2 tRNA genes and 1 rRNA gene are annotated in these 2,975 nt (G+C 50.7%); all 3 read right to left on the reverse strand.

Annotated features, from left to right (window positions below):
• A 23S ribosomal RNA gene (locus HMPREF3034_RS00425) occupies positions 1–2,558 on the reverse strand; the annotation flags it as partial.
• A gap of 167 nt (positions 2,559–2,725) precedes the next feature.
• Positions 2,726–2,799, reverse strand: a tRNA-Ala gene (locus HMPREF3034_RS00430).
• 9 nt (positions 2,800–2,808) lie between these two features.
• Positions 2,809–2,882, reverse strand: a tRNA-Ile gene (locus HMPREF3034_RS00435).
• Between the last annotated feature and the right edge of the window lie 93 nt (positions 2,883–2,975).

Below are 2,975 nucleotides of genomic sequence, written 5' to 3' on the forward strand. Positions count from 1 at the left end.
CCCTTGGGACCTTCTCCAGCCCCAGGATGTGACGAGCCGACATCGAGGTGCCAAACCACCCCGTCGATATGAGCTCTTGGGGGGGATCAGCCTGTTATCCCCGGAGTACCTTTTATCCTTTGAGCGATGCAGTTTCCATACACTTGCACCGGATCACTATGCCCCAGTTTCCTGCCTGCTCGGCATGTCTGCCTCCCAGTCAAGCGCCCTTATGCCATTGCACTCTAATAGGTCGGTTACCAATCGACCTGAGGGCACCTTTGGAAGCCTCCGTTACGCTTTTGGAGGCGACCACCCCAGTCAAACTACCCACCAAGCAGTGTCCGCGCTATCGCGCGTTAGACCTCAGACAGCCAAAGGGCCGTATTTCAAGGATGGCTCCACGAAAGCTGGCGCTCACGCTTCGAAGCCTCCGGCCTATCCTACACATCGGATGACCAAGGTCAATGCTAAGCTGTAGTAAAGGTTCACGGGGTCTTTTCGTCCCATCGCGGGTAATCGGCATCTTCACCGATACTACAATTTCACTGAGATCATGATTGAGACAGCGTCCGGATCATTACACCATTCGTGCAGGTCGGAACTTACCCGACAAGGAATTTCGCTACCTTAGGACCGTTATAGTTACGGCCGCCGTTTACCGGGGCTTCAATTCAATGCTTCCCATTGCTGGTGACATCTCCTCTTAACCTTCCGGCACCGGGCAGGTGTCAGGCTGTATACATCATCTTTCGAGTTAGCACAGCCCTGTGTTTTTGTTAAACAGTTGCCTGGACCTATTCTCTGCGCCTCGTATTGCTACGAGGACCCTTTATCCCGAAGTTACAGGGTCAATTTGCCTAGTTCCTTAACCATGAATCTCTCAACGCCTTAGTATATTCTACCCGACTACGTGTGTCCGTTTACGGTACGGGTACCAATGAAATATGCTTAGCGGATTTTCTTGGAAGTCTGATTACCAGCGCTATTGGATTCCTCCGAGGAGGGCTCCATACTATCAAGGTCGACTCTCAGGGCGGATTTGCCTACCCCAATCAACGTCTACACTCTTCAACGGACATTTCCGTCAGTCCGCGGCTGTGTCACTACTCCGTCTCCACATCGCTCCCATTGGTAGTCACGGAATATTAACCGTGTCTGCCATCGCCTTCGCCATTCGGCTGAGACTTAGGACCCGACTAACCCCGGGATGATTGGCATTGCCCGGGAAACCTTAGTCTTACGGCGGAAGGGAATCTTACCCTTCTTATCGTTACTTATACCTACATTTGCTTTTCCATAAGCTCCAGGAATACTTACGTAAACCATTCTACGCCGATGGAATGCTCCCCTACCGATACTTTTTTAAATACTATCCCGTGCCTTCGGTATCTGCCTTATACCCGATTATTATCCATGCCCGGACCCTCGACCAGTGAGCTGTTACGCACTCTTTGAATGAATGGCTGCTTCCAAGCCAACATCCTGGCTGTCACGGGGACCAGACTTCGTTAGACTAACTCAGGCAGAATTCCGGGACCTTAGACGACGGTCTGGATTCTTCTCCTCTCGGGGACGGACCTTAGCACCCGCCCCCTTACTGCACGACTACGGTGCGTGAGCATTCGGAGTTCGTCAGGTCGCGATAGGCGGTGAAGCCCTCTTGACCTATCGGTCGCTCTACCTCTCACGCAGAACATCGTACGCGGCACCTAAATGCCTTTCGGGGAGTACGAGCTATCTCCAAGTTTGATTGGCCTTTCACTCCTACACTCAACTCATCCAGAAGCTTTTCAACGCTTATTGGTGCGGTCCTCCATCCCGTGTTACCGGGACTTCAACCTGGTCAAGTGTAGATCACTTGGTTTCGCGTCTACCACCACCGACTATGACGCCCTATTCAGGCTCGCTTTCACTGCGGCTCGGGTGCTGAACACCTTAACCTTGCCGGTGACGGTAACTCGTAGGTTCATTATGCAAAAGGCACGCCGTCACATATTGCTATGCTCCGACCGCTTGTAGGCGTATGGTTTCAGGAACTATTTCACTCTTCTCATCGAAGTGCTTTTCACCTTTCCCTCACGGTACTGGTTCACTATCGGTCTCATGGGAGTATTTAGCCTTACCGGATGGTCCCGGCAGATTCGCGCAGAATTCCTCGTGTTCCGCGTTACTCAGGATACCACTATGCCCCATTGTGCTTAGAGTACAGGACTATCACCGTCTATGGTTCTTCTTTCCAGAAAATTCCTCTCACACGCAAGATACAATGTCGTGGTCCTACTACCCCGGCGATGCGTTGCCACAACGCCGGTTTGGGCTGTTCCCCGTTCGCTCGCCACTACTAGGGGAATCATTCTTTTATTTTCTATTCCTACAGGTACTAAGATGTTTCAGTTCCCTGCGTTCGCCTCTTGAACTTGGTCAAGATGACCGTCCTTCAGACGGCCGGGTTGTCCCATTCGGAAATCCTCGGATCAAAGATTATTTGCATCTACCCGAAGCTTATCGCAGCTTATCACGTCCTTCATCGCCTCCATGAGCCTAGGCATCCACCATACGCCCTTAATTACTTTCTTCGCACCAAAGGAAACTTTGGATGCTCATACTTGATACTGTTGTTATATTCTACAGTCTTGCTTGTGTCAATATGTCAAAGATCGGATGTAGTTGACGAGTCTTAAGTTGACAAGATAACGAGACAAACTCGTCAACTTGTTTACTCTTAACTTGTATACTACTAGAGTGGAGAATAACGGATTCGAACCGTTGACCCCCTGCTTGCAAAGCAGGTGCTCTAGCCAGCTGAGCTAATCCCCCTCAAAGAAGTAGTCCCAGGCAGACTTGAACTGCCGACCTCCACATTATCAGTGTGGCGCTCTAACCAACTGAGCTATAGGACTGTGTCCGGCTGCGTTCAGGCCTCTGGGCGAGAATGCCCGGCTTCCTTTTTCTCTTTATTATAGTAAACAGCTTCCGTAGTACAAGAAAAAAAA

It is taken from the genome of Prevotella sp. DNF00663 (assembly GCF_001553265.1).
Classification (GTDB): domain Bacteria; phylum Bacteroidota; class Bacteroidia; order Bacteroidales; family Bacteroidaceae; genus Prevotella.